The 23,612-nt window shown below is 59.5% G+C and carries 19 protein-coding genes; 16 read left to right on the top strand and 3 right to left on the bottom strand.

What is annotated here, in order from left to right; translation table 11 throughout:
• Positions 1–982: biotin/lipoyl-containing protein (locus L9059_RS28340; RefSeq protein WP_345894383.1), on the bottom strand; the 982-nt coding region annotated here is incomplete at its 3' end.
• A gap of 11 nt (positions 983–993) precedes the next feature.
• On the bottom strand, positions 994–3,639 hold the full coding sequence (aceE, locus tag L9059_RS28345) for a pyruvate dehydrogenase (acetyl-transferring), homodimeric type (protein ID WP_247294278.1): 2,646 nt from the start codon (positions 3,637–3,639) through the stop codon (positions 994–996).
• A 384-nt stretch (positions 3,640–4,023) separates the two neighbouring features.
• Here aceE and glnE point away from each other — a divergent pair, with 384 nt between their 5' ends.
• The 16 genes from glnE to L9059_RS28425 all read left to right on the top strand — a co-directional run bounded on the left by glnE (position 4,024) and on the right by L9059_RS28425 (position 22,909).
• The gene (gene glnE / locus L9059_RS28350; protein WP_247294280.1) at positions 4,024–6,963 is read left to right on the top strand and encodes a bifunctional [glutamate--ammonia ligase]-adenylyl-L-tyrosine phosphorylase/[glutamate--ammonia-ligase] adenylyltransferase; all 2,940 of its coding nucleotides are present in this window, start codon (positions 4,024–4,026) and stop codon (positions 6,961–6,963) included.
• Between the two features lie 210 nt (positions 6,964–7,173).
• Positions 7,174–8,208, top strand: coding sequence for a lipopolysaccharide heptosyltransferase II (waaF, locus tag L9059_RS28355; protein ID WP_247294281.1), 1,035 nt, complete (start codon positions 7,174–7,176; stop codon positions 8,206–8,208).
• Position 8,209: 1 nt separating this feature from the next.
• Positions 8,210–9,271: a lipopolysaccharide heptosyltransferase I gene (waaC, locus tag L9059_RS28360; RefSeq protein WP_247294282.1), complete on the top strand. Its 1,062-nt coding sequence runs from the start codon at positions 8,210–8,212 to the stop codon at positions 9,269–9,271.
• Positions 9,271–10,395 (top strand): glycosyltransferase family 4 protein, encoded by a 1,125-nt coding sequence (locus L9059_RS28365; protein ID WP_247294283.1) that lies wholly within the window; start codon positions 9,271–9,273, stop codon positions 10,393–10,395. The genes waaC and L9059_RS28365 overlap by 1 nt, the downstream gene beginning before the upstream one ends.
• Positions 10,392–11,198: a lipopolysaccharide core heptose(I) kinase RfaP gene (gene rfaP, locus L9059_RS28370; RefSeq protein ID WP_247294284.1), complete on the top strand. Its 807-nt coding sequence runs from the start codon at positions 10,392–10,394 to the stop codon at positions 11,196–11,198. Before L9059_RS28365 ends, rfaP begins: the two co-directional genes overlap by 4 nt.
• Complete coding sequence (locus L9059_RS28375; protein ID WP_247294285.1) at positions 11,198–11,932, top strand: lipopolysaccharide kinase InaA family protein; 735 nt, start codon at positions 11,198–11,200, stop codon at positions 11,930–11,932. Before rfaP ends, L9059_RS28375 begins: the two co-directional genes overlap by 1 nt.
• Positions 11,929–12,681 carry a lipopolysaccharide kinase InaA family protein gene (locus tag L9059_RS28380; protein WP_247294286.1) on the top strand — a complete coding sequence of 251 codons (753 nt, stop codon included), beginning with the start codon at positions 11,929–11,931 and terminating at the stop codon, positions 12,679–12,681. Before L9059_RS28375 ends, L9059_RS28380 begins: the two co-directional genes overlap by 4 nt.
• Positions 12,681–14,132, top strand: a complete 1,452-nt coding sequence (locus L9059_RS28385; RefSeq protein ID WP_247294288.1) for a lipopolysaccharide kinase InaA family protein — start codon at positions 12,681–12,683, stop codon at positions 14,130–14,132. The genes L9059_RS28380 and L9059_RS28385 overlap by 1 nt, the downstream gene beginning before the upstream one ends.
• 151 nt (positions 14,133–14,283) lie before the next feature.
• A complete protein-coding gene (locus L9059_RS28390) occupies positions 14,284–14,613 on the top strand; it encodes a YceK/YidQ family lipoprotein (protein WP_247294304.1) in 330 nt (109 codons plus the stop codon).
• 176 nt (positions 14,614–14,789) lie between these two features.
• Positions 14,790–16,547 carry a carbamoyltransferase family protein gene (locus L9059_RS28395; RefSeq protein WP_045061884.1) on the top strand — a complete coding sequence of 586 codons (1,758 nt, stop codon included), beginning with the start codon at positions 14,790–14,792 and terminating at the stop codon, positions 16,545–16,547.
• Positions 16,531–17,661 carry a glycosyltransferase gene (locus L9059_RS28400; RefSeq protein ID WP_247294290.1) on the top strand — a complete coding sequence of 377 codons (1,131 nt, stop codon included), beginning with the start codon at positions 16,531–16,533 and terminating at the stop codon, positions 17,659–17,661. The genes L9059_RS28395 and L9059_RS28400 overlap by 17 nt, the downstream gene beginning before the upstream one ends.
• Complete coding sequence (locus L9059_RS28405; protein WP_247294291.1) at positions 17,661–18,557, top strand: antimicrobial resistance protein Mig-14; 897 nt, start codon at positions 17,661–17,663, stop codon at positions 18,555–18,557. Before L9059_RS28400 ends, L9059_RS28405 begins: the two co-directional genes overlap by 1 nt.
• Before the next feature lie 8 nt (positions 18,558–18,565).
• On the top strand, positions 18,566–19,996 hold the full coding sequence (locus tag L9059_RS28410) for a PIG-L deacetylase family protein (RefSeq protein WP_247294305.1): 1,431 nt from the start codon (positions 18,566–18,568) through the stop codon (positions 19,994–19,996).
• Positions 19,993–20,949, top strand: a complete 957-nt coding sequence (locus L9059_RS28415) for a glycosyltransferase family protein (protein WP_247294292.1) — start codon at positions 19,993–19,995, stop codon at positions 20,947–20,949. The genes L9059_RS28410 and L9059_RS28415 overlap by 4 nt, the downstream gene beginning before the upstream one ends.
• A 55-nt stretch (positions 20,950–21,004) precedes the next feature.
• Positions 21,005–21,766 (top strand): glycosyltransferase family 2 protein, encoded by a 762-nt coding sequence (locus L9059_RS28420; RefSeq protein WP_247294293.1) that lies wholly within the window; start codon positions 21,005–21,007, stop codon positions 21,764–21,766.
• A gap of 48 nt (positions 21,767–21,814) precedes the next feature.
• Positions 21,815–22,909, top strand: coding sequence for a glycosyltransferase (locus tag L9059_RS28425; protein ID WP_247294294.1), 1,095 nt, complete (start codon positions 21,815–21,817; stop codon positions 22,907–22,909).
• Here L9059_RS28425 and L9059_RS28430 read toward each other — a convergent pair.
• On the bottom strand, positions 22,904–23,470 hold the full coding sequence (locus L9059_RS28430; RefSeq protein WP_247294295.1) for a lipopolysaccharide kinase InaA family protein: 567 nt from the start codon (positions 23,468–23,470) through the stop codon (positions 22,904–22,906). The two genes, L9059_RS28425 and L9059_RS28430, sit on opposite strands and share 6 nt — an antisense overlap.
• Positions 23,471–23,612 lie beyond the last annotated feature (142 nt).

Consider the following 23,612-nt stretch of genomic DNA (forward strand, 5'->3'; position numbering starts at 1 on the left):
CTTCGGCCTTGGCCGCAGCAGGTGCTGGAGTGGCAGCAGTGGCGGCAGTCGGGGCAGCAGCAGGCGCAGCGCCTTTGACCTTGAGCTTGAGGATCAGGTCGCCGGTACCGACTTCGTCATCCAGCTTGACGGAAATGCTTTCCACCACGCCGGCTGCAGGCGATGGGATTTCCATGCTTGCCTTGTCGGATTCCAGGGTGATCAGCGACTGGTCGGCGGTGACGGTGTCGCCAGCCTTGACCAGTACTTCGATGATCTTGGCTTTGCCTGACGAACCGATGTCCGGGACATGAATGTCCTGGACGCTGTCGGCAACCGGTGCGGCCGGGGCTGCAGCGGCCGGAGCCGGAGCTGCGGCTGCAGGTGCAGCAGCCTGGGCCGGGGCGGCGGCAGGAGCCGCAGCACCTGCCACTTCCAGATCCAGGATCAGGTCACCCGTGCCAACTTCGTCATTGAGCTTGACGCTGATGCTCTTGACAACGCCAGCGGCAGGCGAAGGGATTTCCATGCTCGCCTTGTCGGACTCCAGGGTGATCAGGGACTGATCCGCCTCGACGGTATCGCCGACCTTGACCTGGATCTCGATGATCTGGGCCTTGCCTGACGAACCGATGTCCGGCACGTGCACTTGCTGTACAGAGGCAGCAGCAGGCGCTGCGGCTGGAGCGGCAGCAGCAGGCGCTGCCGCCGTTTTCTCTTCAGCCTTGGCAGCCGGCGCAGCGGCAGCCGCAGGAGCGGCCGCAGCCTCACCTTCAACTTCCAGCTCCAGCAGTTCGTCGCCTTCTTTCAGGCGGTCGCCCAGCTTCACCTTGAGGCTTTTGACGATGCCGGCCTTGGGAGCAGGAACTTCCATGCTTGCCTTGTCCGACTCAAGCGTCAGGATGCTCTGTTCGGCTTCGATACGGTCGCCGACCTTCACAAATAGTTCGATTACTTCACCTTCACCGCTGCCGATGTCAGGTACGCGAATGAGTTCGCTCACAGAGTGTCTCCTCAGCAGTCCAGTGGGTTGCGTTTTTCCGGGTTGATGCCGAACTTGGCGATGGCTTCAGCCACCACTTTAGGTTCGATATCACCACGGTCAGCCAATGCTTCCAGGGCTGCCAACACCACGAATTGACGATCGACTTCGAAGAAGTGACGCAGCTTCTTGCGGCTGTCACTGCGGCCGAAACCATCGGTGCCCAGGACTTTGAATTCCTTGGACGGGACCCACTGGCGAATTTGCTCAGCGAACAGTTTCATGTAGTCGGTAGAGGCAATGACCGGGCCTTTACGACCGCTCAGGCACTCTTCGACATAGCTCAGTTGAGGCTTCTGGCCCGGGTGCAGGCGGTTGCTGCGCTCGACGGCCAGGCCATCGCGACGCAATTCGTTGAAGCTGGTAACGCTCCAGACGTCGGCGCCGATGTTGAACTCTTCACGCAATATTTTCGCTGCTTCACGGACTTCGCGCAGGATGGTGCCGGAGCCCATCAGTTGAACGTGGTGCGCCGCTTCGCGGGTGTCTTCTTCGAGCAGGTACATGCCCTTGATGATGCCTTCCTCGACACCGGCCGGCATGGCGGGTTGCTGGTAGGACTCGTTCATCACGGTGATGTAGTAGAAAACGTCCTGCTGCTCTTCGGTCATCTTCTTCATGCCGTCCTGGATGATCACCGCCAGCTCGTAGCCGTAGGTTGGATCAAAGGTGCGGCAGTTCGGGATGGTGGCAGCCAGGATGTGGCTGTGACCGTCTTCGTGTTGCAGGCCTTCGCCGTTCAGCGTGGTCCGGCCGGCGGTGCCGCCGATCAGGAAGCCACGAGTACGGCTGTCGCCTGCCGCCCAGGCCAGGTCGCCGATACGCTGGAAGCCGAACATCGAGTAGAAGATGTAGAACGGCAGCATTGGCTGGTTGTGGCTGGAGTACGAAGTACCGGCAGCGATGAAGGAGCTCATGGCGCCTGCTTCGTTGATGCCTTCTTCGAGGATCTGGCCCTTCTTGTCTTCCTTGTAGAACATCACCTGGTCTTTATCGACTGGCTCGTAGAGCTGGCCGACGGAGGAGTAGATGCCCAACTGACGGAACATGCCTTCCATACCAAAGGTACGGGCTTCGTCCGGAATGATCGGGACGATACGCGAACCGATTTCCTTGTCCTTGACCAACTGCGCGAGGATCCGCACGAAGGCCATGGTAGTGGAGATTTCACGGTCGCCCGAGCCGTCCAGGATAGCCTTGAGGGTATCCAGTGGCGGTGTAGGAATGTCGAAGGACTTGGCGCGGCGCTGTGGCACGAAACCGCCCAGTGCAGTACGACGCTCGCTCAGGTAACGGGCTTCGGCGCTGTTTGGCTCTGGCTTGAAGAACGGCAGGTTTTCCAGCTCTTCGTCTTTGACTGGGATGTCGAAGCGATCGCGGAACAGCTTCAGGCTTTCAACATCAACCTTCTTGGTGTTGTGCGCGGTGTTTTTCGCTTCGCCAGCGCCGGTGCCATAACCCTTGATGGTCTTGGCCAAGATGACGGTGGGTTGTTCTTTGTGGTTGACCGCTTCGTGGTACGCCGCGTAGACCTTGTACGGGTCGTGGCCGCCACGGTTGAGCTTCCAGATCTCGTCGTCGGACAGATCGGCAACCATCGCCTTGAGTTCTGGCGTGTTGAAGAAGTGCTCACGGACGAACGCGCCGTCTTTGGCCTTGTAGTTCTGGTACTCGCCGTCGATGACTTCGTCCATGCGACGTTGCAGGATGCCGTCGACGTCCTTGGCCAGCAGTGGGTCCCAGAAACGGCCCCAGATGACTTTGGTCACGTTCCACTGTGCACCGCGGAACACGCCTTCGAGTTCCTGGATGATCTTGCCGTTGCCGCGAACCGGGCCGTCGAGGCGCTGCAGGTTGCAGTTGATGACAAAGATCAGGTTGTCCAGCTTCTCGCGGCCAGCCAGGGAGATCGCGCCCAGGGACTCCGGCTCGTCGCATTCGCCATCGCCCAGGAAGCACCAGACTTTCTGCTTGCCTTCAGGGATGAAGCCACGGGCTTCCAGGTACTTCATGAAGCGTGCCTGGTAGATCGCCTGGATCGGGCCCAGGCCCATGGATACAGTCGGGAACTGCCAGAAATCAGGCATCAGCCAAGGGTGCGGATAGGACGACAGGCCCTGACCATCCACTTCCTGGCGGAAGTTGTTCATCTGGTCTTCGGTAATGCGGCCTTCCATGAACGCACGGGCGTAAACGCCTGGCGAGGTGTGGCCCTGGAAGTAGATCAGGTCGCCGCCGTGTTCGTCGGTCGGGGCCTGGAAGAAGTAGTTGAAGCCGATGTCATACAGGGTCGCACTGGAAGCGAAGCTGGAGATGTGACCGCCCAGGTCCGAATCTTTCAGGTTCGTACGCATTACCATGGCCATCGCGTTCCAGCGTACCAACGAGCGAATGCGGCGTTCCATGAACAGGTCGCCAGGCATGCGTGCTTCGTGGGTAACGGGAATGGTGTTGCGGTATGGCGTGGTGATGGCGTAAGGCAACTGCGAACCGCTTCGGGTTGCGAGTTCGCCCATACGGGTCATCAGATAGTGGGCACGGTCTTCGCCTTCTTTGTCGAGAACCGATTCCAGGGCGTCCAGCCATTCCTGGGTTTCGACGGGATCGAGGTCTTGCATGGCTTGCTCCAGGGCGGAAAGGCTTCCAGAATCGGTTGCCTGAGTTTGCGACTGGCCTTGTGGGCAGACGATATAAATTCTTGGATTGCCGAGTGGTAGGTTCCGGCGGCGTGTAGTTTTACTACAAATCATCGGGCATTTCAGCTATTCGAATGTATATACGAGTAGTAAAACTACAGATGAGCGGCCTGTGGCCTCCGGCTGCGTTGTGAGAATAATCGTTAAGGTTGGTCTTTTGCCAACCGAGAAAGGTGAAGGCTTGATGATTACTGCCAACATTGAAACAATTTTAGCTATTTCTAACCTTTGTTCGACAGTCGATCAGGTAGTGGCTTTTCGAAAATCACTACAAGCAGCCCATTCCACGCCGATCAAGGATAGACCATGAGCCTCCCTTCGCTTGCCGAACTGCCCGCCATTCTCCTGCCATTGGTCACCCGCGGCGAGCAGTCGTTCCGCGCTGCCGTTGAGACGCTGGAGGGAGATCAGGGTCTGTCGGCTTGGCCGTCGGAGCGATGGGCGCAATTTGCCCGGGTGATCGCCGCCAGCGACTTTGTGATTGAACAGTCTGTGCGCGACCCGTCGATGTTGCTGGAGCTGGTGCAGTCCGGTGAACTGGATCGTAATTTTGCTCCGGGGGAGTTGTGTGCGCAGATTGCCTCAGCGGTGAGCCAGGCTGAGACCGAAGACGAACTCGGGCGAGCCTTGCGCCGCCAGCGAACTCGACATCAGGTGCGAATCATCTGGCGCGACCTGACTCGCCAGGCCGATCTGGTGCAGAGCTGCCGCGATCTTTCGGACATGGCCGACGCCAGTATCGACCAGGCTTATCAATGGCTTTACGCACGCCATTGCCAGCAGTTCGGCGTGCCTACGGGCCGGCGCAGTGGCGAGCCGCAGCAGATGGTCATCCTCGGCATGGGTAAGCTCGGTGCGGTGGAGCTGAACCTTTCTTCGGACATCGACCTGATCTTCGCCTATCCCGAGGGCGGCGAAACCGTGGGCGTCAAGCGCTCGCTGGATAATCAGGAGTTCTTCATTCGTCTGGGTCAACGCCTGATCAAGGCGCTGGATCCTATGACGGTCGACGGTTTCGTGTTTCGCGTCGACATGCGCCTGCGGCCCTACGGTTCGGCGGGTGCATTGGTGCTGAGCTTCAATGCGCTGGAGCAGTATTACCAGGATCAGGGCCGCGACTGGGAGCGCTACGCCATGATCAAGTCGCGGGTGGTGGCCGGCGATCAGGTGGCCGGTGAGCAACTGCAGGAGATGCTGCGCCCGTTCGTCTACCGGCGCTACCTGGACTTTTCCGCGATCGAAGCGCTGCGCACCATGAAGCAGCTGATCCAGCAGGAAGTGCGGCGCAAGGGCATGGCCGATAATATAAAGCTTGGCTCCGGTGGTATCCGTGAAGTGGAGTTCATCGCCCAGGCTTTCCAGCTGATTCACGGCGGCCGGGACTTGAGCCTGCAGCAACGTCCCCTGCTAAAAGTATTGAGCACTCTTGAAGGGCAGGGTTACCTGCCGCCAGTCGTGGTCAGCGAGCTGCGCGAGGGTTATGAATTCCTGCGTTACACCGAACATGCAATCCAGGCGATTGCCGACCGCCAGACCCAGATGCTGCCCGATAGCGCCCAGGATCAGGCGCGTATTGCTTTTATGCTGGGTTTTGCCGACTGGCCGGCCTTCCATGAGCGGTTGATGTACTGGCGCGATCGGGTGGCCTGGCACTTCGGCCAGGTGATTGCAGACCCGGACGAAGAAGAGGGCGCAGAAAGCGAAGTAGTGGTCGGCGGCGAATGGTTGCCGCTGTGGGAGGACGCTCAGGATGAGGAGGCGGCCTGCCGGCAGCTGGAGGAGGGCGGTTTTGCTGATGCGACCAAGGCCCTGAAGGCTCTGGCCAGTTTGCGCGGCAGCCCTCAGCTGCGTGCCATGCAACGTCTCGGTCGTGAGCGGCTTGATGCCTTTATTCCGCGGTTGCTGGCCCAGGCGGTGGAGCATGCCAATCCGGACCTGGTCCTGGAGCGGGTGCTGCCCTTGGTGGAGGCCGTCGCCCGTCGGTCGGCCTATTTGGTGCTGCTGACCGAAAATCCTGGGGCGCTGCGTCGCCTGTTGACCTTGTGCGCCGCTAGCCCGTGGATTGCCGAGCAGATCACTCGGTTCCCGCTGCTGCTCGACGAACTGCTCAACGAAGGTCGCTTGTTCAAGCCGCCCCTGGCGCCAGAGCTGGCAGCCGAATTGCGGGAGCGCCTGACGCGGATTCCCGAGGACGACCTTGAGCAGCAGATGGAAGCCCTGCGGCATTTCAAGCTGGCTCACCGGTTGCGAGTGGCTGCTTCGGAAATTGCCGGCAGCCTACCGCTGATGAAAGTCAGCGACTACCTGACCTGGCTGGCCGAGGCCATCCTGGAGCAAGTGCTGGCCCTGGCTTGGCGTCAGACGGTGGCCAAATACGGCACTCCGCTGCGCACCGACGGCACTTTGTGCGATCCCGGTTTTGTCATTGTCGGTTATGGCAAAGTCGGCGGGCTGGAACTCGGGCATGGTTCGGACCTGGACCTGGTGTTTATCCACGACGGCGACCCGCAGGCGGAAACCGACGGGGCGAAATCCATCGATGGCGCGCAATTCTTCACCCGGCTGGGGCAGCGCATCATTCACTTGCTGACGACCCAGACCAACTCCGGCCAGCTCTATGAAGTGGATATGCGCCTGCGACCGTCCGGTGCATCGGGGTTGCTGGTGAGTTCGCTTGGCGCGTTTTCCCGTTACCAGGAAAGCGAAGCCTGGACCTGGGAACACCAGGCATTGGTGCGGGCGCGGGTGTTGGTGGGTAGTCAGGACGTTGGCCAGGCATTTGAGAAAGTGCGCGCCACTGTGTTGGGCAAGGCCAGGGACTTGCCAACCTTGCGCCAGGAGGTCAGCGAGATGCGTGCGAAAATGCGCGATAATCTTGGCAGCAAGAGTACGGCGGCCGGTACGGCGGCAAATGCCTTTGAGGCCACGGCGCCATTCGATCTCAAGCAGGATGCCGGAGGTATCGTCGATATTGAATTTATGGTGCAATACGCGGCCCTGGCGTGGTCGCAAACGCATCCGTCATTGCTACGCTGGACCGACAACATACGTATTCTGGAAGGGCTGGAAGAGGAAGGCTTGATGCCCGCCGCAGATGCCAGCCTGTTGCGCGAGGCCTACAAAGCCTACCGCTCCGCCGCCCACCGGCAGGCTTTGCAGAAGGATGCAGGGGTGATACCCGGCGATCAGTTCGTGGACGAACGACGGCAGGTATTGCGGATCTGGCGTGAGCTGGGACTAAGCTGAATGGCGGGCTTTTGTGGCGAGCCAGCAAGCTCCCTCGCCACGAGGATTTATGTAAATTGCCAACAATGTGCACAAATTGACATGGATTTGCATAAAGTGATTCGACGAGCCCCATTCTGCTCGTCCAAATGACCTGCCAGCCGAGGCTGCGGGTGCGGGATTCACGAGGCGGGGAGGCGTAGGCCTCCCCGGTTCGTTTTTGGAAACCACATGAAAATTCTGATCGTTGGGCCCAGTTGGGTCGGTGACATGGTGATGGCGCAGACACTCTTTCAGTGTCTCAAGCAACGCCACCCGCATTGCGAAATCGACGTCCTGGCCCCCGAGTGGAGCCGGCCGATCCTGGAGCGCATGCCCGAAGTCCGCCAGGCCTTGAGCTTTCCGCTCGGACACGGAGCCTTGGAATTGGCCACGCGGCGGCGTATAGGCAAATCCCTGGCTGGCGAGTATGACCAGGCGATCCTGCTACCCAATTCGTTGAAGTCGGCACTGGTGCCGTTCTTTGCCGGCATCGCGAAACGCACCGGCTGGCGTGGCGAATTTCGCTACGGCTTGCTCAATGACGTACGCACGCTGGATAAGGAACGTTATCCGCTGATGATCGAACGGTTCATGGCCCTGGCCTTTGAACCTGGCTTCGAGCTGCCCAAACCCTATCCACGACCGACCCTGCAGATCGATTCGGTCACCCGGGAAGCGGCGTTGGCCAAGTTCGGCCTGACTCTGGATCGCCCGGTGTTGGCGCTGTGCCCGGGTGCCGAGTTCGGCGAATCCAAGCGCTGGCCGTCCGAGCATTACGCCAAGGTTGCCGAAGCCAAGATTCGCGAGGGTTGGCAGGTCTGGCTGTTCGGTTCGAAAAACGATCACTCCGTTGGCGAAGACATCCGCGCCCGGCTGATTCCGGGCTTGCGCGAAGAATCGGTGAACCTCAGCGGTGGAACGTCCCTGGCCGAGGCCATCGATTTGCTGTCCTGTGCCGACTCGGTGGTGTCCAACGATTCCGGCCTGATGCACGTGGCAGCGGCACTTAACCGACCGCTGGTGGCCGTTTACGGCTCCACTTCGCCAGGGTTTACCCCACCTTTGGCCGAACATGTCGAAATCGTCCGCCTGGGCATCGAATGCAGTCCCTGCTTCGACCGTACGTGCCGTTTCGGTCATTACAACTGTCTGCGCCAACTCATGCCGCAAGCGGTGAACGAAGCCTTGCAGCGGTTGCAGGGCACTGTGGTCGAGGTCAATTAATTTGCGGGTCCTGTTGATCAAGACTTCTTCGCTAGGTGACGTGATCCATGCGTTGCCGGCGCTGACGGACGCGGCCCGGGCGATTCCCGGCATTCAATTCGACTGGGTGGTTGAAGAGGGCTTCGCGGAGATCCCGACTTGGCATCCGGCGGTGGGCAAGGTGATTCCGGTGGCGATTCGTCGCTGGCGCAAAAGCATCTGGCAGACCATCAAAAGCGGCGAGTGGAAGCGCTTCAAGCAAAGCATTCGCACGACAAAGTATGATCTGGTGATCGATGCTCAGGGCCTGTTGAAAAGCGCCTTGCTGACTCGCTGTGTCAAGGCTCCGGTAGCGGGCCTTGATAAAGGTTCGGCGCGTGAGCCGATCGCCGCACGTTTCTATGATCGACGCCTGGCGGTTGCCCGTGGTCAGCATGCCGTGGAGCGAGTGCGCCAGTTATTCGCCATCGCTTTGGGCTACGACTTGCCCAAGGGCCTGGGTGACTACGGCCTGAACGTCGAGCGCCTGGTCGAACTGCCGCGCAAGAATCCCTACGTATTGTTCCTGCACGGCACTACCTGGGACACCAAGCACTGGCCCGAAGCCTATTGGCGAGAGTTGGCCGAGCGCGTTGGCTATCTGGGGGTGGGAGTGAAGCTGGCGTGGGGCAACCCGGCCGAGAAGGCGCGGGCCGAGCGCATTGCCAAGGACATGCGGCACGTTGAAGTCTTGCCCAAGCTGAACCTGGCGGGCGTTGGCAAGATTCTGGCTGGGGCGCAGGCCTGTGTGGCGGTGGATACCGGTCTTGGCCATCTTGCAGCAGCCCTGGACGTTCCGACATTGTCGCTGTTCGGCCCCACCAACCCTGGCCTGACCGGCGCCTACGGCAAGTCGCAGATTCACATCGCCAGCGACTTCCCCTGTGCACCCTGCCTGCAAAAGAAATGCACTTATCAACCGACGGCCGAAGATGCCAGCCGGTTTGACCTGAAACGCGAGTGGCCGCTGTGCTTCACGCGTTTGAATCCCGAGCGTGTCGCGACCCGACTGAGCACGTTGTTACTGGCTGAGGAGCTGCGCTGATGCAATTGGCATTTGTCTTGTACAAGTATTTTCCATTCGGGGGGCTGCAGCGCGACTTCATGCGCATCGCCCTGGAATGCCAGCAGCGCGGCCACCAGATCCGCGTCTATACGCTGATCTGGGAAGGCGACATTCCACCGGGTTTCGAAGTGCTGGTAGCGCCGGTCAAGGCGTTCTTCAATCATCGTCGCAACGAAAAACTCAGCGAATGGATGGAAGCGGACCTCGCCAAGCGACCGGTGGATCGTGTGATCGGCTTCAACAAGATGCCGGGCCTGGATGTCTACTACGCCGCCGACGGTTGCTTTGAAGACAAGGCGCAGAACCTGCGTAACTCGCTATACCGTCGCTGGGGGCGCTACCGGCACTTCGCCGAGTACGAGCGCGCCGTATTCGCCAAGGACGCCAAGACCGAAGTCCTGATGATTTCCGAAGTCCAGCAACCGCTGTTCATCAAACATTACGGAACCCCTTTGGAGCGCTTCCATCTGCTGCCTCCGGGCATTTCCCAGGATCGGCGCGCCCCCGCAAACGCCGCCGAGATTCGGGCTGAGTTTCGTCGTGAGTTCAACTTGCAGGACGATGCGCTGCTGTTGGTGCAAATCGGCTCCGGGTTCAAGACCAAAGGCGTCGATCGCAGCCTCAAGGCGCTGGCAGCATTACCTGCCGATCTGAAAAAGCGTACCCGGCTGTTTGTCATTGGCCAGGACGACCCCAAACTATTCCAGGTGCAGAGCGCGACATTGGGGCTCGGCGACAATGTGACGTTCCTCAAGGGGCGCAGCGATATTCCGCGTTTCCTGCTGGGGGCAGACTTGTTGATCCACCCGGCCTACAACGAAAACACCGGGACGGTGTTGCTTGAAGCTGTGGTCGCTGGCCTGCCGGTGCTGGTGAGCGCGGTCTGCGGCTACGCCCATTACATCGCCGAGGCGGACGCCGGACGGGTACTGGACGAACCTTTCGATCAGGCGCAGCTCACCCAATACCTGGCCGACATGCTGAACGATGCTCAGGCACGTGCGGCCTGGAGTCGCAACGGTCTGGCCTTCGCCGACACGGCCGACCTCTACAGCATGCCGCAACACGCGGCCGATGTGATTCTGGCGGAGCTGGCAAAATGAAATTAATGTTGGCTGAACCGTTCAAAAGCCTTTGGGCTGGACGCGACCCGTTTACCGAAGTCGAGCACCTCGAGGGCGAGGTTTATCGCGAGCTTGAGGCACGCCGCACCTTGCGCACTGAAGTGGACGGTCGCGGGTTTTTCGTGAAAATCCACCGTGGCATTGGCTGGGGCGAAATTTTCAAGAACCTGCTCACCGCGAAGCTGCCGGTGCTCGGCGCCGGCCAGGAGTGGAAGGCCATCCAGCGCCTCAAGGAAGTGGGCGTGCCAAGCATGACGGCGGTCGCTTATGGGGAAAAAGGCAGCAACCCGGCCGACCAGCATTCGTTCATTGTCACCGAAGAACTGGCGCCGACCGTCAGTCTCGAAGACTTCAGTATCGATTGGGTCAAGTGCCCGCCGGAACCCAAACTCAAGCATGCGCTGATCGCCGAAGTGGCGCGCATGACCGGTATGATGCACCGCGCCGGCGTCAACCACCGCGACTGCTATATCTGCCATTTCCTGCTGCACACCGACAAACCGGTGACGGCTGACGATTTCAAGCTCTCGGTGATCGATCTGCACCGAGCCCAGACCCGGCCGGCAATCACTCAACGCTGGCGCAACAAGGACCTGGCCGCGCTGTACTTTTCTGCCCTGGACATCGGCCTGACCCCCCGTGACAAGTTGCGGTTCATCAAAGGTTACTTCCAGCAGCCGCTACGCCAGGTCCTGGGCCAGGAAGCGGCTTTGCTCGCGTGGCTCGAAGGCAAGGCGAACAAACTCTACGATCGTAAACAGCGGTACGGAGATGCGCTCTGATGTCGGGTTGGAACCTGGAGCCTGCGTACAGCGAGCTGGCAGAAGACTTCGGTAGTCTTGATGCGGTGTTTGTTCTTCAGGGCGAGCGCCTTACCAGCGATCCGCTGTCCGAAGTCATCCGCGTCGAACGCAACGGCGTTAATTACTACGTCAAGCGTTACGTTGGCGCTGGAAAAGGCCTGCGTCGCTATTTGGGCAAACCACGGGTCAAGGCTGAATGGCAAAACCTAAAGCGCTTCGCCAAATGGGGTATCCCCACTGCCGAGGTGGTGGCGTGGGGCCTGGAGCGGCGGGGCGCGGCCTATGATCGAGGTGCGATGATCACTCGGGAACTGCCGCGCACCGAAGACTTGTCGGCACTGGCCGAGCGGCATGATCCGAAACTCCATGACCGTGCCTGGGTCGATACTGTCAGCCGACAGTTGGCTGGTTATACCCGGACCATGCACGACCATCGGTTCACCCATAACGATCTGAAGTGGCGAAACCTGTTGATTGACGATCAGGCCCGGCTGTTCCTGATCGATTGCCCGAACGGCGACTTCTGGCGTGGCTTCTGGCTCAAGTATCGAATCACCAAAGATCTGGCGTGTCTGGACAAGGTCGCCAAGTACCAACTGTCGGCCACCCAGCGCCTGCGGTTTTATTTGCAGTACCGCCAATGTGATCGCTTGAATGAGGCGGACAAGAAGCGCATTCGACACGTTGTCAGATTTTTCGAGGGTCGCGAATGACTGATTTTCTCGCCGCTGAGGATCGCGTTCTACTTGAGCGCCATGGTCTCGGCAACTTCGAAGCATTGTGGGCCAAGCAACTGGAAGCGGTGGACGAGCCGAACACAGCGCGCGGTGGTTGGAGCAGCGTATTTCGCCTGGATCTGGAAGGCCATGGCTACTACCTCAAGCGTCAGAGCAATTACCTGACGCGTACGTTGCACGCACCTTTTGGCGAGCCGAGTTTCGCCCGGGAGTTTCGCAATATCAGCCGCTATGAAAACCTGGGCATTCCAGCGTTGAAAGCGGCGTTCTTTGGTGAGCGCAAGGTCGACGGCGAAGTCCGGGCGATTCTGCTGACTCGTGCGCTGGATGGTTGGGATGACCTCGAATCGCTGCTGCAGCGTTGGTCGCAACTCAGCGAGCCGGAGCATTCGGCAATCATCCAGGCCTGTGGTCAACTGGCTCGGCGCCTGCACGCTGCGCGCCAGGTTCACGGCTGTTTTTATCCCAAACACATTTTCCTGCAGGCCACCGCCAGTGGCTATCAAGCCCAACTGATCGACTTGGAAAAAACCCGGCCATTGCTGCTGGGGCTGCGCGACAGGGTCAAGGACCTCGAGCCTCTGCTGCGTCGCGCACCGCAGTGGAGCGATCCCCAGGTGCGCGAGTGGCTGGCGGTTTACCTGGATCAGCCGGTGGCCAGTTCGCTGATCGACAGGTGGCTGCTGCGACTGGGTGCGCGGCGCGGCTACAAGGAGGCGCGCTGATGCGTTTGTCCGAACTGAAGAATGCAGGGCGTCACCCGGCTCTGCCATTGAACATTTCCCTGGTCGATGCCGCCGGGCCTGCCGATTTGCAGTTGCTGAGCTTGTTGCGCGTGCTGCCAGGGCAGCGTTATGTCGGTGCTGGCGTGTGGCGTGGTCGTCCGGTGCTGGCCAAGTTGCTGGTGGGCGGTAAAGCGTCGCGCCACTTCCAGCGCGAACTCGATGGCGTGCGCTTGCTTGCCGATCAAGGCTTGACCACCCCGTTGCTGCTGGCCGATGGTTTGAAGGAAGGCGAGGGCGGTTGGCTGCTGTTCGATTTTCTCGAGGGGGCCCAGAGCCTTGGCGATGCTTGGAAGCAGGTCGAGGCGTTGCCAATGCTGGCAGACGAACAGTCTGCGGTGCTGGCTGATGCGCTGGGGGCTATTGGCCAACTGCACCGCAAAGGCTTGTGGCAGGAAGACCTGCATCTGGACAACCTGCTGCGCCAGCGTGGCCGGCTGTATCTGATTGATGGCGCGGGAATTTGCGCCGAAACGCCGGGGCAGCCACTGTCGCGGCAGAAAGTCCTGGAAAATCTCGGGGTTTTTTTCGCCCAGTTGCCCAAATCCCTGGAGCCTTTCACCGAAGAACTCCTGGTGTATTACCTTTTGAGCAATGGCGAGCATGCGCTGCCCATGGAGGCGTTGCAGAAGCAGATCAACAAGGTTCGCACCTGGCGTCTCAAGGACTTCCTGATCAAGGCTGGGCGCGAGTGCACGCTGTTCAGCGTCCAGCGCGGGGCGTTTGCCTTGCGGGCCATACGGCGCGAGGAAGAGGTGGCAATGCTCCCAGTGTTGGCGCAGGCGGATGCCTTGCTTGATCAAGGCCATCTGTACAAGACCGGTGGTGCGGCGAGTGTAGGAAAAGTCGAGGTAAGTGGTCGGACGCTGGTCATCAAGCGATACAATATCAAGGGATTTGCCCATTGGTTGAAACGCTTCTGGCGCCCAAGCCGCGCCTGGCATTCGTGGCGCGAAGGTAATCGCCTGGCCTTCCTTGGCATTGCCACGCCAAAGCCGCTGGCATTGCTGGAAAAGCGTTTTTTCTGGCTGCGCAGTCGCGCGTATCTGGTTACCGAGTACCTGCCAGGCCCCGATATCATTGAGCGTTTTGCCCCCTACGTTGGCAGTGGGGATGCACCCGAGGCTGAACTAGTGGCACTGGATCATCTGTTTGCCGAGTTGATCGGCGAGCGGATCAGTCATGGCGACTTCAAGGGCCACAACCTGTTCTGGCATCAGGACCGTTGGGCGTTGATCGACCTGGACTCCATGTGCCAGCACGGCTCGCCGGGCAGTTTCGCCCCGGCCTATGCGCGGGATCGGGCGCGATTCATGCGCAATTGGCCGCAGGACAGTGCGCTGTACAAGGTAATCGACCAGCGTTTGCCCAAGGACATTTCCGGCGCGGCTTGAATCGCTTTCGCGAGCACTCGATCCCAAAGAGAGAGCTGCGCGATCCGCCGGACAGATTTTTGTGAAATGTCCTACATAATCTACGGAGGCCGTGAACTGTGACGTGAACGGCCTTGATGCTAACTTGCCTGACGTTCTCGGAGGGCAGGTTTTGATCATGAAAAGGGCTGTTGCAATCGTGGCATTTTCATTTGCATTATCCGGCTGCGGCACCGCGATGACGGTCTTGCAGGGCGATGCGGACGCGACTCGTAACCTCAGGAAACAGAAAACCAACTGCCAGTCCATTCCGCGTGTCTACAGCGGCCTGGCCTACGACTTTTGCGTGTTGAACGCGCCTCCAGACCCCAGCGGCTTTCTGGTGCCGTTCCTGCTGCTCGATCTTCCTCTGTCAGGCGTCCTCGACACTGTTTCCTTGCCCTACACGATTTACCGGCAGGTGACCGAGGGCAGTATCGGCATTTACTGGAACCAGCCTTAGATGATCACGGTGCGCAAGCTTTCCGGGGGGCATCGTCACGGGCTAATAAGCGCTGGGTCATTCCCGCCCTGTTTACGCTATAATCCCGCCCTTTAGCTGTCTCTCGCCGCTCGCGAGGGCACATCAATTTTTGAGGCGCATTGCGCCTGCATGCAGACTAAAGAGGCTAGACCCCTGTGGCATTGACGATTCTTGGCCTGTCCGGCGCCCTTAGCCATGATCCTTCCGCAGCCTTGTACATCGACGGCAAGCTGGTCGCGGCGGCTGAGGAAGAGCGCTTTGTGCGCGATAAACATGCAAAGAACCGAATGCCTTACGAATCGGCGAAGTTCTGCCTCGAACAGGCTGGCATTAAACCGTCCGACGTCGATGTGGTCGCGATTCCGTTCGCCCCGATCAGCCTGTTCGGCGAGGCTCGCTGGCACTACGCCAAGCGTTACTGGTACGCCCCGGATCGCGCCCTTGATGCGATCCTGATGGGCAACCGTCGCTACAAGCGTTATCGCAACAAGATTGTCTGGTGCCTCGAGCAACTGGGCTTCGATCCGAAGAAAATCAAGATCGAGCCGGTCGAGCATCACCTTGCCCACGCCTCCAGTGCCTACCACTGCTCCGGTTTCAAGGAGAAGACCGCGATCCTCGGGATCGACGGCAAGGGCGAGTACGCCACGACCTTCTTCGGTTATGGCGAGAACGGCAAGATCCACAAGATCAAGGAGTTCTTCGATCCTGACTCTCTGGGTGGCCTGTATGGCGCGATCACCGAATTCCTCGGTTTCGAGATGCTCGACGGTGAGTTCAAGGTCATGGGCATGGCGCCTTATGGCGATGCCAGCAAATACGACTTTTCCCGCCTGGCGTCCTTCGAGAACGGTGAGCTGGTAATCAACACCGACTACGCCAACGTGATCGGCCTGCGCCGCTATAAAGAGAAGGGCAAGGGTTTCTACTTTTCGCCGAAACTGATCGAGTGGCTGGGGCCCAAGCGCGAAGGCGACATTGCCGACGAGCCCTACATCCACTACGCCGCGAGCATGCAGGCGCTGTTCGAGAAACTGGCGCTGCAAATGATCGACCATTATCTGGGCGACGTGCTCAAGGAAACCGGCAAGCTGGCTTTCGCCGGCGGCTGTGCCTTGAACGTCAAGCTCAACCAGAAGATTATCGCCCGCGACGACGTCAAGGAGCTGTTCGTCCAGCCTGCGTCCGGTGACGCGGGTACCGCAGTCGGTGCAGCGGCTTACGTGTCGCACGCCCGTGGTGTGCCAGTCGAGAAAATGGAACACGTCTACCTCGGCCCGTCCTACACCAACGAGGACGTGCTGGCGGCATGCGCCCGTCATCCAAGCAAACCGGTATGGCGCAAACTCGAGAACATGCCGGAAAATATCGCCAGGATCATGGTTGATGGTAACCCGGTTGCCTGGTTCCAGGGGCGGATGGAGTTCGGCCCGCGTGCGTTGGGCGGTCGTTCGATCATTGGTTGCCCAAGCGCCACTGGCGTAGCTGACCGTATCAACCACCAGATCAAGTTCCGCGAGCGCTGGAGGCCTTTCTGCCCGTCGATGCTCGACACCGTTGCACCGCAGATGATCAAGATCGATCACCCGGCTCCGTTCATGACCTTCACTTTTGAAGTGGCTGAAGAGTGGAAGACCCGCGTCCCTGAAGTCGTCCACGAAGACGGCACCTCCCGTGCGCAAGTGCTCAAGCGTGAATACAACCCGCGCTACTACGACATGATGAAGGCGCTGGAAGTGCTGACCGGCAATGGTGTGTCGCTCAACACCTCGCTCAACCGTCGTGGCGAGCCGATGATCTGCTCGCCGACCGATGCCCTGAACATGTTCTTCGGTTCCGACCTGCAGTATCTGATCATGGAAGACATTCTGGTGGTCAAAGAGGGCGCAGACGCATATGACACGCTCGGCTGAACGCCATGTGCTGCAGTTCTGTCACGGCTATGACGGGCCGTTTCTGGACTGCGCCCGGCAGTACGCCAGCCTGTTTGCGGGGACCGGTTATCGCGTGACCACGGTGTTCCTTACCGGGGCGGCCGATGCCGAAGTCGCCGCGGGCTGTGCTTGCGATGAAGTGTTGTTCATGGAGTACAGCTCAAAGGCTATTCGTGGCCTGAAGCTGGGCGCCATCGGGGATCTGCGCAAGATCGCCGCGTCGCGCAACTTCAGCTTCTGCATCGCCCACCGTTTCAAACCGATCTATATCGCCTTGCTCGGTACTTCGTTACCGGTGATTGGCGTGCACCATGCCTTTGGCGATTACAAGCGCGGCACCCGCAAGCTGTTTGCGCATATTTTCCGCAAGCGCCTGAGCCTGCTCGGGGTTTCCGATGCGGTGCGCGACGACATGCGCGAATGCCTCCCGAAATGGCCGGCGTCCCGGATTCAGACCCTCTACAACCGTATCGACGTGCAGGCGCTGCAAGACAGCCAGCTGTCGAAGCAGCAAGCCCGGGAGACCCTTGGTTTGTCGATGGATGCGTGGATAGTCGGTAACGTCGGACGTCTGCATCCCGACAAGGACCAGGCCACCTTGCTGCATGGTTTTGCCAAGGCCTCGCCGGGTTTGCCGGCGAACAGTCAAATGGTCATCCTGGGTACCGGTCGCCTGGAACAGAACCTCAAGGCACTCGCCCGCGAGCTGGGTATCGGTGACCGGGTGCTGTTCCTGGGGCAGGTGCCCGAGGCCCGCCTTTATTTCCGCGCCTTCGATGTGTTTGCCCTCAGTTCCGATCACGAACCGTTCGGCATGGTGCTGCTTGAAGCCATGGCCGCCGGTGTACCACTGCTCGCTACTGCAGCGGGCGGCGCAAGGGAAGTGGTCGAAGGTGTCGGCATCCTGTTTCCCCTGGGAGATGCAGAGCATCTGGCTCAAGGGCTGCAGCATCTGGCCGCGATGGACGATCAACAGCGCCGCCAATGTGCCGAGCTGATGCTTGATCGCTTACGCGAGCGCTTCTCCGATCGCGCGGTGGGTGACGCATTCTGGCGTTTGCCGCGTGTTACCGAACTGGCAACGAGGGGCTGATGCTCAACCGACTTCAAGGCTGGCGCGAACGTGGCTGGGCAGTAATCGATGCCTCGACCTATGCCGATGCCTGGCACCGTTATGGCGGCAGTGTCGCTACTCATCCGATGGTTGTTGAGAGACTGGCACAGATGGCCGATAACCCGGTGCGCTATCTGGCATGGGAGCGCCAAGGTGAAATCAAGGCCGCTGTCCCCACCTGGGGCCGCGACCTGGCGCTGTCCAAGGATGTGCTCAAGCGCCGGGGCCAAAAAGGCCTGTTCGACTTGGGCAATGCCGAACTGATCCTGCCGGCGGCAGCCGACGCACAGGCGCCGCTGCGACATCGTGCACGCTACCTGTCCGCGCTGAATGAAGGACGATTCACCGGTATCAGGCTGCAAGCCGAGCAATTGGCCATGGCCCGCACCCCCGAAGAACTGTCGAAGAAGTTCCGCTATAACCAGCGCCGTGAATTGCGTCTTCTCGAAGAGGCCGGCGGAGTCGTGCGGCCAGTCGCCGAGTTTTCCAGCAGCGAACTGGCCGCTATCTACTGTGATCTGTTTCAGCGCCGCTGGGGTTTCCCGGCCACAGGTGCCGAGCGCATGGCCGAGGTCATCGAGCTGTTGCGTGATCTGCTGATTGGCTCGGTGATTTTCCTCAATGACGCGCCGATTGCGATTCAGTTGGTCTACCGAGTTGAAGCGCCGCAATGGATCAGCGTCGAGTACATCAACGGTGGCGTCGATCCTGAAACCCGCGAATTCAGTCCTGGCAGCGTGCTGAGCTTCCTCAATACGCAAAGTGCCTGGGAGCATGCCCGGGCGCTGAACAAGCCCCTGCGTTTTTCTTTCGGTCGAGCCGATCGGGAATACAAGGATCGCTGGTGCAACCCTGTCCCGGTATTTACGGTATGAATCAGCCCATCAGCCGTAAACAGCTGCTGCTCAAGCGCCATCGACGTAACAAGCGCTTGAGCTTGACTATCGCCTTGTTGGTGTTGGTCGCCATTGGCTGGCTGGTCACTTGGTGGTTACCGCTGGTTATTGCAGTGCTGGGCTGGATAGCCCATGAAGCCTGGTTCGCCGACCATCTGTTCTATTCCCCAGGCGATGATTACCAATACAGCTTTCCGCCCTACACCCAGCAGCCCAAGGTTCATCTGGACGGGGAACGGTTGCGCCTGGACGAGGGCGTCATGCTGGTTGAGGACGCCACGCTGGTGCTGGCACTGCGCATAAAAAGCACCTGGCTGGGGCGCTTTTTCGATCCCGTGGTCGAGCTGTCAGGGGGGGATAATCCAGATCGCCAAGCCTTCGAACGGGGTGTCGACGGGTTGCGTTATCTCAATCTCACCGGGCAGGCGTCGGTGCTGTCCCAGGGTCAACTGCGCTTGCGGGGACGGTTCTGCCGGTTGCTTGGCGAACCCGTGCTCTGGGCCTTCGAATACCCCAACTTCCGTGACAAGCGGGTGATGGTCATCGCCCCTCACGCCGACGATGCCGAGCTGGCTGCGTTCGGCTTGTACAGTAGCACCGAGCAAAGCTGGATCGTGACCGTGACCGCCGGCGAAATAGAAGCCGAGCACTACCAGCAGATGGGGCTTGATAACGTCGAGGCAGCCCGCCTTAAGGGCTCGCTGCGTGCGTGGGACAGCGTTGGCGTGCCGTTGTGGGGCGGTGTCGCGCAGGAGCGCTGCATCCAGTTGGGGTATTTCTGCCTGCAATTGCCCGCAATGCAGGATGCGCCGGCCTGTCCGGCGGCATCCCGTGAAGCGCAACTCGGCGATACTCGCTACTTCCGCCGCTTCAATCCGTTTGCCCTGGGCAGTGATGCCGATGGGGCCCCTACCTGGAACAACCTGCTGGGGGATCTGCACGAGCTGATCGAACGCATTCAGCCCCAGGTCATCGTGTTGCCGCATCCGCGGTTCGATCCCCATCCGGACCACCAGTGTTCGCAGCAAGCAGTCATGCAGGCGTTGGACGCCACAGCCTGGCAGCCTGAAACCTTGTTGTATTACGCCAATCACCTCCACGATAACGATCGCTGGCCCATGGGTGAGGCAGGCACTGGTGTGGCGTTGCCGCCGCAGCTTACGGCCGACGAGCCCATGCGTCCCTGGGCGCTTGGCCTGTCAGCCAGGCAACAATGCCACAAGGCCATGGCCCTGGGCATGATGCACGACCTTCAGCCGAGGCTGCCCCTGAAACGCCTGCTGCGGCGCGCAATTCAGAAGTGCCTGGCGGCTCGACGCTGGCCGGCTTACGGGGAAAACGAGTTTTTCCGAAAAACCGTGCGACGCCATGAGTTGTTCTGGGTGCAAGAGCTGTCTGCAAAGAGAGAAACCAATTGAAAGTTCTGTTCCTGGTGCAGAAAGAGCAGCGAGCGATCCTTGATCGCCTCTACGACGGTATCGCCGAACATTGCGACTGCGACAAGCGTGAGTTGACCAGCGAGGAGCAGGACGACCTGCGCGGGTATTTCCGCAAGCATGTCGATGTGACTCGCTACGATCGCATTGTGTTCTTCTTGCGCTTCAAGAAGGAAATTCGGCAGGTTCGATTCATCCAGACCGTGCCCAACCTGGTTTTTCTGGAGCATGATGCCTACCAGAATTACATTCCATGCAAGTACACCGGCAAGTTCAGCGCCCATTACCGCAAGCTGCCGTGGGTGCGGGTGATCAGCTCGGGATTTGTGGTTGCCGAGCGTCTGCGTGAGGAAGGGTTTGATGCGGTGTTCGTGCCCAAGGGCTACGACCAGACCCTGCTGCAGGACCAGGGCCGCGAACGTGACATCGAATTGGCATTTGTCGGCAGCACCAACAGCGTTGCCTACAGCGGTCGCAAAGCCTTGCTCGATGAGCTGGGGCGCGTTGAGTCGCTGGTAGTGACTCGGACCAAGTCCGGCGAGGAATACTGCGATACCCTCAACCGCATCCGTTTTTTTGTCAGCGCCGATGTAGGCATGGGCGAGTTCATGATCAAGAACTTCGAAGCCATGGCCTGCGGTTGTGTGTTGCTGGCGTATGACCAGGGCGAGGCCGAGAGCCGCGCGTTGGGCTTGCAGGATATGCATAACATTGTGTTCTACCAGACCATCGCACAGTTGCAGGAAAAGCTGGCGCAACTGCGGGCCGACCCTGAGCTGGCCCGGCGTATTGCCAGTAACGGCCGAGAACTGGTAGTGGCGCAGCTGAGCTTTGCGCGCATCGGCGAACGCATCGCTGAGGCGCTCAAACCGGTGCTTCGCCCGCGTGCGCCACTGAGTCTGCTGGAAAAAGTGCGCCTGAAACTGGGCGTTTGACAAGGATTAGTCAGCCATTGGTATTGCTGGCACTTTGACTTTGAACGAGGATTAAGTGCAGTTTTCAACAGAAAGCAACATTACATTGGTGGTCACCAGCTGTGGCCGCCTGGATCTCCTCAAGACGACTCTCGAGAGTTTTGACCGGTTCAACACGGCGCCCATCCGCGAAGTCTTCATTACTGAAGATGCCGGTGACGAGGCAGTGCATTCTGCCATCCCTGCAGGCTGGAAAGAGCATTGCACGGTTTTCGTCAATCGTCCGAAGCTAGGCCAATTGGCGTCCATTGACCTGGCCTATGAACATGTCACCACACCTTACATTTTCCATTGCGAAGACGACTGGGAATTTTATCGCCCGGGTTTCGTGGAAGATTCGCTGGCAATCCTCGAATTGCGTCCGGAGATCCTCCAGGTGTGGATGCGCAGCTATATTTACGATCTAAGTGTTCACAGCCCTTACATTCGTCTGGGTGCTCGGGAGTTCATTGGCGCAGTGGCTTGCTACCCACTGATCTCGGACAAGCCCGAGTGGCAGAGTTTCTCGCTGAACCCTGGGCTGCGCAGAATCAAGGAGTATCGCCTGTGTGCCCCTTATTCCTTGCACGACGGGGAAAAGGCGTTGTCCAAGCGTTACGCTCAACTAAACCTGACTGCAGTGACGCTTGAGGGCGATGCGGTTCGGCATACGGGTTTTGGCTTGCACGTCCGGACTTCTGTCGAACGTGAGCGCAAGGCGCGGCGCAGTCGGCGCGAACAAATCAAGTTCGCATTGTCTCTACTGGTGGGAGTATGTATTGGCTGGTTCATCAATTAAGTGCACCAGAAGAGAATTCGGCCGCTGCCTGAAGCGGCATGTGGCGCTATGAGCATTCTCAATGTGATGTGGTCCGGCGGTGCTCCTTTTGCGTCGATTCACAAGGTTCACCAGCAGATTCTGTCCCAGGTCGACGCGACTTCACCGGTCAAGACCTGGTTGTTACAGGGCGGCGCATCCGATTGCGGCGTGAATGTAGTTGGCGCCAGGGAGTGGAACCTGTCCTCCGCGCAATTGAAAGGGCGACATTTCTGGCGGCTGACCAAGCCCAGGATGCAGGCTGGCTTTCAAAAGGCACTCCTGGAAAGTCAGGCCGATCTGCTGCTGCTCGATGGCCTGGGCGTCGCACGTACCTTGTTGCCCCTTCTGAAGAAACTGCCGCACATCCGTGCCGTCGTTATTTTTCACGGGTCCACTCGACTTCGTCCCGAAGACAGGGTGCTGTTCCAGCATTTCAAGTCCGCTCAGCTGACGTTGGTCGCGGTGTCAGGCACGCTGGCGGCCAAGCTCCGCCAAGACCTTCAGTTGCCGATCCTCACGCTGCGCAGTGCATTCGACCCCGAGGCCTTTCGCGCCGACGTGCTCTCGCGTGAGGACGCCCGTGCTCGCCTGGGGCTGCCGTTGGACGAGACGCCGGTGCTGGGTGCGGTCGGTCGACTGGAAGACAAAAAAGGTTTTGCGTGCCTGCTAGACGCCTTCGCGGTGGCACTGAAACAACGCGCAGATCTGCGCCTGGTGATTATTGGCGAGGGCTCAAATCGGGCCGCGCTGCAGGCGCGCATTGATAGCCTGGGGCTTGGCGCCAATGTCGCGTTACCCGGTCATTTAAACGACGCCGCGCAGCTCTACCGCGCTTTCGACTGGGTCGCAATTCCTTCATTGAGCGAGGGCCTCGGGCTGATCATGCAGGAGGCTGTTATGGCGGGTGTACCGGTGATGTCCAGCGAGTTGCCGGTGTTTCGCGAACAGTTGGATGACAGGGGGGTGTACGCCGCCGCTGCGGACGTCAACGCCTGGAGCGCGGCCATTCTAAGTGCATTCAACGATTCTGCGCCAACGATCGCAGCGGGCCAGTACCGCAAGCTGGCGCCTGACCAGGCCTGGCTGGACTTCAGTCAAGCCGTCCGCAAACTGTTGTCATGACGGCATGACGGCCTGTTCCAACGCTTGCATTGGAAAGCTACCGTTCAGGTTCTCGCGTGCAATATAGCGCGCGAAGTGCTGCAAATTGCGCTTGATCAGATGCTTCGGCAGTGGCGCACGCATAAAGCGCATGTCTGCTACATCAATCAAACCCATCCGGTTATCTGGCGTGACCACGATGTTGCCCAAGTGCAACGAGCGAAAATAAATCCCCGACTTGTGCAGGCTGCGGATCAATTCAGCGAGCTCCGGCAGATTCTGCTGCCAGTCGAAGCCTTCTTTTGCCGCGACCTGACGCAGGGTTTCTCCCGGTAATGGCTCATACAGCACGGCGGTCATGCCCGGGTCTTGCAGGCGGTAGAACTGCAGCACCTGAAGGGTGGGGACGCCGCGTTTTTGCAGTTCCAGAGCATTGTCGATAAACCGTTTTGAGTACGGGCGAAACATTGCGGAAGAAAATAGTCGCTTGCGCCTGAACAGTTTGAGGATATTCCCATCCTGCAACAGGTAGACTTTCGGACCGTAGCTATCAGCCTCCAATACTCTGGCGCCTTCAATCATTTGATTTAAAGCGTCTTGCGGAAGTCGGGAACATTGCATCGTAGAAAGCCTTGTCGGAATTGCGGAGCACCGTGGCGGGCAATGATGCCGAAAAGTTTCAGTTTTAACCATGCCGGGTGAGGCAGGGTGAATTATCCAAGGA

It is taken from the genome of Pseudomonas violetae (assembly GCF_023072615.1).
Taxonomy (GTDB): Bacteria; Pseudomonadota; Gammaproteobacteria; order Pseudomonadales; family Pseudomonadaceae; genus Aquipseudomonas; species Aquipseudomonas violetae.